Below are 6,297 nucleotides of genomic sequence, written 5' to 3'. Positions count from 1 at the left end.
GATCGGCACGCCCACACCATTCCATGAGGTGCGCCCACCGGATTACGACCGTCTGGGCGATGGCGACGCCACCATGTCACCGCCCACAGCGTCTGGACAGGACCGAAGGCTCGCGAGAAGGGCTCACGGTCAGGGTTGCCCCGGCTCCTCGCCCGGCCGTTCTACGAGCGTTTCCACGAGGGCCGAGGCTATGACCGCCACGGCGCGCCACCTCACCGATCAGCACGCGGTTGTCTCCTCCCGATCCGGACCGAGCGCGGCAACCCGGCGCGCCGCATCGACGGCGAGGTCGAATCCGGCATCCGGGTCGCGCAGGAGCCGCTCCGTGGCGCGCGCATGCGCCCGCACCGCCGGGTCGGGATTCGCCATCGCGGTCCGGAGGACCGGCTCCACCAGCTCACCGAGCGCGACGAGAGCGCGGCTCAGGCTCAAACGTACCTCCCGGTCACCTCGGCCGAACTGCGTGGCCAGTTCAGCGGCCAGCCATTCCTTCTCGCCGTCGGGCACGAGAACGACAGCAGCACGCCACGCACTTCGGGCGACGTCGTCGTCGGCCTCGTGCAGCAACGACCGGGTGATCGCCGACCAGGCGGTCGGGTCCCCGATCTTGGACAACGTGTGCAGCGCTTGGCTGCGGGCCTGCGCACGCTCGGACCGCAGCTCCGCCCGCAGCCTCGGAACCGCGATCTCCGACGGCATACGCGTCAGCGCCCAGGTGAGCATGTCGCGAACGAAGAAGTCGGGCTCGATCGCGCACCGTTCTATCAGCGCGTCGACGAAACCCGGCTCGGCGCGCGTACCGGCCGCCAGCGCCGCCTCGAGCCGCGTCGACGAGTTCCCGGCCGCCAGTGCGTCGAGCAGCCGCATGTCCTGTGGATTCCTGTGGATCGAATTCATGGGGACCACCTCCGACAGCCAGTGAAGGCGTTGACACAGTGAGAAGGTCAAGAGCCGTGCCGAATTATCCGAAGCTCGGGGCACTCGCCCACTTCTCCCCCGCGAGCACGACGTGGTCGAGGAAGCGCAGGCCGACGGTTCGGGCGGCTTCGCTGAGGAGCGTGGTGGTGCGGCGGTCGTCGGGGCTGGGAGCAGGATTGCCGGAGGGGTGGTTGTGCACGATGGCGAAGGCTCGGCCGTCGTGGCGCAGGACGGTGTTCAGGATTTCCCGGACGGGGACGGCGACCTGGTCGACGGCGCCTTCGGCGACGAAGACCTTCTGACGGAGGCGGTTCTGCGCGTCGCATACCAGCACGAGCAGACGCTCGACCCGGCAGCCCGCGAACAGCGGGAGGGCAGCGGCGGCCACGTCGGCGGAGCCGGTGAGCCGGATCGACGTGTCCGGCCTGCCGCGGGCCCGTGTGCCGAGGTGGAAGGCGGCGATGATCGCGGCGGCCTTCGCCACGCCGATGCCCGCCCGGCGCGACAGCTCCTCCGGACGCGCGGACGCCAGCCCGGCGAGCCCGCCGTGCTCGACCAGCAGCTCCACCGCCAAGTCCAGCGCGCTCGCCCCGCGCCTGCCCTGCCGTAGCAGTAGGGCCAGCAACTCCGCGTCGCTCAGCGCGTGCGGCCCGAGTGCCAGCAACCGTTCCCGCGGCCGCTGCGAAACCGGCACGTCGACTAGAGAGACCGCCATGACTCCCCCACCCCTCGGTCACGCCAACAGTGCCCGCGATTATGCCAAGGGCCACCGACAGTTCGGCCGGACCGGACCGGCCGCGCCTGCCTCGCCGGTTCCTCGCGTATCGACCAACCCGGGAGTTCAGCAGCGCAACGCCGACCCCGGCCCGAGGCACGTCCGCCCCGGGCCATCTCGCGAACCGTACGGACAACTCGGCAGCGGGACGCCGCGCCCATATGCTGGCTGTTGTGCGGTTCGGTTGCCGAGACGGTCGCGAACTGGGGAGTTGATGGCGATGTGGTACCTGAAGGCGCAATGGCACCACGACTTCGACGACGAGCCGGTCGAGCTGTTCAGCGAGATCGGCGACGACGGTTTCGAGGTGCGCAAGGTCGAGGTGTTCCGCGACGGGCACGCCGACTGGGCGGAACCCGGTCACGGCACCGGCACGACCGAACTCGGGCAGATTCCGGTTCCGTCCCCGGACGAGCTGAACGACGAGACGGAGTTCACCGCCCTCCAGATCGACGCCCGGGAGTTCGAGGAGGTCTGGCTGCGCGCTCTCGACGAGCAGCGGCCCGCCTCCCCGCGCTAGCCGGACGTCCGCCCGCGATTCGCCTAGCGGTCCACCACCGCGACGTCCGGTAGTCCGACGAACGCCTTCGCGGCGAGCCTTTCCAGATTATGCAGCTGACGCTCGTGCACGACGATCCGGCGCAAGGCCTCGTTGATGGTGGCGTAGCTCGTCGACGTGCCCATGATGGCGGCGGCCGCGGCGAGCAGGTCCTGGTCGAGATCGATCCGCACGGATTTCATGCGCCCTCCTTCGTACTTTCGCCATCTTGCGGCATAAAGCGGGTTCATGTCCGGCAAATCACGAACTCCGGGTTGCATTAATACCCTACGGGGGTATAGTTCCACGCATGGAACACAGGCACGACCCGTCGGGCGAGCACACCTCGCACACCGCGCACGCGACGCAGGACGCCGGTCAGCACACCGCGCACCACTCCCCCGCTACCTGGCAGATGGCGGCCATGGCCACGCTGCACTGCCTCACCGGCTGTGCCATCGGCGAGATTCTCGGCATGGTGGTCGGCACCGCGCTGGGCTGGAACAACGCCTCGACGATGGTGCTGGCCATCGTGCTGGCGTTCGTGTTCGGTTACGCGTTCACCATGCGCGGCGTACTACGGGCGGGCCTGCCCTTGGCGGCCGCCATCGGTACCGCGCTGGCGGCGGACACGGTGTCCATCACAGTCATGGAGATCGTGGACAACGCCGTGATCCTGGCGGTCCCGGGGGCGATGGACGCCCACCTGGACACCGTGCTGTTCTGGACCACGCTCGCCTTCGCCTTCGCCGTGGCGTTCGTGGTCACCACGCCGGTCAACAAGTGGCTGATCGGACGCGGCAAAGGCCACGCGGTGGTGCATGAACTGCACGGCGCGCACTGATCAGTACGACGCCCAATCCGCGCCTTCCACTTCCGGATTTGCCCGCAATAGGCCCGTTCGGCTAGGCAGATTGCCCAGCTGAACGGGCTTTTGTTGTCGCCGGGTCCCGGTGGTGCTTGCATCGAGATATGTTCAGCGAGGCGCAGCTGTACTCGCCGGTGACCCGCACCGGCGACGGCGACGTGACCGTGCACCTGAGCGACGAGCACCCCGGCGTGCACGATCCGGTATACCGGGCCAGGCGCAACGCCATCGCCGCGCTGGCGCTGGACTACGCGCCGGGCAAGCCGCTGCCCCACATCGCCTACACCGACGAGGAGCAGCGGGTTTGGCAGATCGTGTCGGCCGAGCTCGCCCGCAAACATCGCAGCCATGCCAGCGCGGAGGTACTCGCGGCCGCCGAGGCGCTGTCCTTGCCCACCGATCACATCCCGCAACTGGACGAGGTCTCCGCCGCGCTGGCACCGCTGACCGGATTCCGCTACGCACCGGCCGCGGGCCTGGTGCCGCTGCGCGAGTTCTTCGGCTCCTTCGCGGATCGGATCTTCCACTCCACGCAGTACATCCGGCATCATTCCGCGCCGCTGTACACCCCCGAACCGGACGCCATCCACGAGATCATCGGGCATGCCAACCAGATCGCCAGCCCCCGCTTCGCGGCGATCTACGCGACGGTCGGCGCGGCGGTCGCGCGGCTGAGCACCGACCGCGCATTGAAATTCCTGGCCGACGTCTTCTGGTTCTCGATGGAATTCGGCGTCGTCCGGGAACACGGTGACATCCGCTGCTACGGCGCGGGCCTGCTGTCGTCCTACGGCGAGATCGAGGAGTTCCGGCACGCCGAGCTGCGCCCGCTCGACATCGCCCAGATGGGTACCGCGACCTACGACATCACCCACTACCAGCCGATTCTCTACTGCGCGGACTCGATCGCCGAGATCGAGGACGTGATCGGCGGCTTCTTCGCGACCATGGACGACGACACCCCGGATCGGTTCCGGCAGGCCAGCACCGCCGGGGCATAGGGCCGGTCCGAGGCTCGGCCGTCAGGGCCGGCGATCCGGCCCGAGCGGGAGTCCGGCGTCCAGGAAATCCATCGTGCGCGCGATGTTGTCGAGGTTCATCGGCGCCATCGCCTGGACCGCCAGCCCGGCGCCCGTCATCGCGCCTGCCGCCACCCGCACCTCGAAGTCGTCGGGCGAGCGGCCGAGGTGATCGGCCAGCAATCCGGACAGCAGATCGATGCTGCGCATCATCTCCAAGCCGATCGCGGAGCGCAGTTCCGGCACGTGGAACAGCAGCGCTTGGCGCTCCTGCTCGAACGCCAGCTCGGCGGCGGGCAGGTTCGCGAAGACCTCGCGCACCGCCTCGCGGAAGGCGGCCATCGGGCGGACGTCGCGCGGCTGACGGCGCAGCGCCTCGATGATCACCGGATCGAGATCGTCGGCCAGTACCAGCTGTTCCTTGGACGGGAAGTAGCGGAAGAAGGTGCTCGGCGAGACATCGGCGGCCGCGGCGATCTGCTCGACGGTCGTCTCGTTGTAACCCTGCTCGCGAAACAGCCGGAAAGCCTCGAGGCGAATCGTCCGGCGGGTCCGTTCCTTCTTCCGCTCGCGCAGACCTCGCGCCGTCCCGTTCGCGGGTAGCTCAACCGACATGAATCGATTCTGCCGCACCCGGCTGCCGCGCCCCGTCGGGTTGCCGCACGCGGATGAACGCCGCCGTGAGCACGGCCGCCAGCAGGCACAGCGCGGCGCAGGCCCAGAGCATCGCGCTCATGCCACCGAGGAAGGCGACCTGCACCTGGTGCAGCATCGACTGATCACCCAGGTGGCGCGCCGTGGCGACGCCCGCGTTCACGCCGTCGTCGATCGGTTCGCGGTTCAGCGCGCCGAGTTCGGACCGATACCGGGTGGCCAGCACGGTGCCCAGCACCGCGACGCCGATGGTGCCGCCCGCCTGACGCAGCGCCTGCAACAGCGCGGACCCGGAGCCGGAGCGCTCCGCGTCCAGTTCGCCCATCGCCATGCCCATCGCGGCGGGCATGACCAGACCCATTCCCGCGCCCAGCAGCGTCAGCCACACGGCGGTGAAGCCGTAGCCGCTGTCCACGGTGGTGAGCGCGCCCAGCACCAGGGAACCGGCCAACACGGTGAACCCGGCGGTGATCACGACGCGGACGCCCAGTTTCGGCAGCACCTTGTCGACCAACCTGCTGCCGACGAGCAACCCGCCGATCAGCGGAAGCAACCGCAGGCCGCTGCCGAGCGCGTCCACGCCGAGCACCGCCTGGAAGTACTGCGGAACGGTGAAGAACATGCCGAACATGGCGAAGTTCACCACGATGGAAAACCCCGTGCCCCAGCGGAATCCGTCGGCGGCGAACAGGCCGAGATCGACCAGCGGATGCGTCGTCCTGCGCTGCCAGGCCAGGAACGCGCCCGACAGGAGCACACCCGCCGCGACAATGCCCCAAGCCAGGCTGTCGCCCCAGCCTTTCTCCCCGATACGGATGAAGCCATACGTCAGTCCGAGCATGCCCGCGGCCGACAGCGCCACTCCGGGCAGATCGAGCCGGAAGCGCCGCGCGCTGCGCGATTCCGGTACCAACGCGGCGACGGCGAGCGCGCCGATCACGACCATCGGCACGTTGATCAGGAACACCGAACCCCACCAGAAGTTGCGCAGCAGCCAGCCGCCCACGATCGGCCCCAGCGGCAAGCCGATCGCGGTCGAGGTGATCCAGATCGTCAGCGCGCGTTGGAGCTCGGCGGGCTCGGGGAACATCGCGGGCAGCACCGACATCGACAGCGGCATCATCGCCGCCGCCGCGAGCCCGAGCGCGACGCGCGCCGCGATGAGCTCGCCGGGCGAGGTGGCCACGGCGCAGGCGACGGACGCGACACCGAACAGCAGCAAGGCGGCCAGCAGGAACTTCTTGCGGCCGTAGCGGTCGCCGAGCGCGCCCGCGGGCAGCATCACCGCGGCCAGCGCCAGCGTGTAGGCGCTGCTGAACCATTGCAGCGCGGCGGTATTCGCGTTCAGGTCCACCGCGAGCGTGGGCAGCGCCACGGTCAGCACGGTGACATCGAGCCCGATGGTCAGCATCGCCACGGCCAGCGCGCCGAGGGCGAGCCAGCGGCGGGTCGAGTCATTCTTCATGACGCCTCCGAAAGTGATAGATACAACTTTTTGATAGTAACTGTCATTTGGTAGTTGATG

8 protein-coding genes are annotated in these 6,297 nt (G+C 68.9%); 3 read left to right on the top strand and 5 right to left on the bottom strand.

Annotated elements, in window-relative coordinates:
* Nucleotides 1–219 precede the first annotated feature (219 nt).
* Nucleotides 220–897: a HEAT repeat domain-containing protein gene (locus tag ABZ803_RS31615; RefSeq protein WP_357044954.1), complete on the bottom strand. Its 678-nt coding sequence runs from the start codon at nt 895–897 to the stop codon at nt 220–222.
* A 64-nt stretch (nt 898–961) separates the two neighbouring features.
* Complete coding sequence (gene radC, locus ABZ803_RS31610) at nt 962–1,633, bottom strand: DNA repair protein RadC (protein WP_357044952.1); 672 nt, start codon at nt 1,631–1,633, stop codon at nt 962–964.
* 280 nt (nt 1,634–1,913) lie between these two features.
* Between radC and ABZ803_RS31605 the strand changes: the two genes are divergently transcribed.
* Nucleotides 1,914–2,213 carry a hypothetical protein gene (locus tag ABZ803_RS31605; RefSeq protein ID WP_357044950.1) on the top strand — a complete coding sequence of 100 codons (300 nt, stop codon included), beginning with the start codon at nt 1,914–1,916 and terminating at the stop codon, nt 2,211–2,213.
* Nucleotides 2,214–2,236: 23 nt separating this feature from the next.
* Here the strand turns inward: ABZ803_RS31605 and ABZ803_RS31600 are convergent, their stop codons facing one another.
* The gene (locus ABZ803_RS31600; RefSeq protein WP_357044948.1) at nt 2,237–2,434 is read right to left on the bottom strand and encodes a type II toxin-antitoxin system VapB family antitoxin; all 198 of its coding nucleotides are present in this window, start codon (nt 2,432–2,434) and stop codon (nt 2,237–2,239) included.
* A gap of 107 nt (nt 2,435–2,541) precedes the next feature.
* Between ABZ803_RS31600 and ABZ803_RS31595 the strand changes: the two genes are divergently transcribed.
* Together ABZ803_RS31595 and ABZ803_RS31590 are read left to right on the top strand one after the other, a co-directional pair.
* Nucleotides 2,542–3,075, top strand: a complete 534-nt coding sequence (locus ABZ803_RS31595; protein WP_357044946.1) for a DUF4396 domain-containing protein — start codon at nt 2,542–2,544, stop codon at nt 3,073–3,075.
* Between the two features lie 128 nt (nt 3,076–3,203).
* Nucleotides 3,204–4,100, top strand: coding sequence for a phenylalanine 4-monooxygenase (locus ABZ803_RS31590; protein ID WP_357044944.1), 897 nt, complete (start codon nt 3,204–3,206; stop codon nt 4,098–4,100).
* A gap of 21 nt (nt 4,101–4,121) precedes the next feature.
* On the opposite strand, the gene ABZ803_RS31585 is transcribed toward ABZ803_RS31590, so the two are convergent.
* Together ABZ803_RS31585 and ABZ803_RS31580 are read right to left on the bottom strand one after the other, a co-directional pair.
* Nucleotides 4,122–4,733: a TetR family transcriptional regulator gene (locus ABZ803_RS31585; protein ID WP_062971188.1), complete on the bottom strand. Its 612-nt coding sequence runs from the start codon at nt 4,731–4,733 to the stop codon at nt 4,122–4,124.
* On the bottom strand, nt 4,723–6,237 hold the full coding sequence (locus ABZ803_RS31580) for an MFS transporter (RefSeq protein WP_357044942.1): 1,515 nt from the start codon (nt 6,235–6,237) through the stop codon (nt 4,723–4,725). The genes ABZ803_RS31585 and ABZ803_RS31580 overlap by 11 nt, the downstream gene beginning before the upstream one ends.
* Between the last annotated feature and the right edge of the window lie 60 nt (nt 6,238–6,297).

Source organism: Nocardia sp. NPDC047648, assembly GCF_040642815.1.
GTDB classification, from domain to species: Bacteria; Actinomycetota; Actinomycetes; order Mycobacteriales; family Mycobacteriaceae; genus Nocardia; species Nocardia gamkensis.
The sequence above is the reverse complement of the archived record's forward strand: the minus strand, read 5'-3'. Positions and strand labels throughout refer to the sequence as shown.

Bases quoted from the DNA above. Each gene is read 5' to 3' on its own strand.
- ABZ803_RS31615 (WP_357044954.1), bottom strand. From the start codon at position 897: ATGAATTCGATCCACAGGAATCCACAGGACATGCGGCTGCTCGACGCA.
- radC (WP_357044952.1), bottom strand. From the start codon at position 1,633: ATGGCGGTCTCTCTAGTCGACGTGCCGGTTTCGCAGCGGCCGCGGGAA.
- ABZ803_RS31605 (WP_357044950.1), top strand. From the start codon at position 1,914: ATGTGGTACCTGAAGGCGCAATGGCACCACGACTTCGACGACGAGCCG.
- ABZ803_RS31600 (WP_357044948.1), bottom strand. From the start codon at position 2,434: ATGAAATCCGTGCGGATCGATCTCGACCAGGACCTGCTCGCCGCGGCC.
- ABZ803_RS31595 (WP_357044946.1), top strand. From the start codon at position 2,542: ATGGAACACAGGCACGACCCGTCGGGCGAGCACACCTCGCACACCGCG.
- ABZ803_RS31590 (WP_357044944.1), top strand. From the start codon at position 3,204: ATGTTCAGCGAGGCGCAGCTGTACTCGCCGGTGACCCGCACCGGCGAC.
- ABZ803_RS31585 (WP_062971188.1), bottom strand. From the start codon at position 4,733: ATGTCGGTTGAGCTACCCGCGAACGGGACGGCGCGAGGTCTGCGCGAG.
- ABZ803_RS31580 (WP_357044942.1), bottom strand. From the start codon at position 6,237: ATGAAGAATGACTCGACCCGCCGCTGGCTCGCCCTCGGCGCGCTGGCC.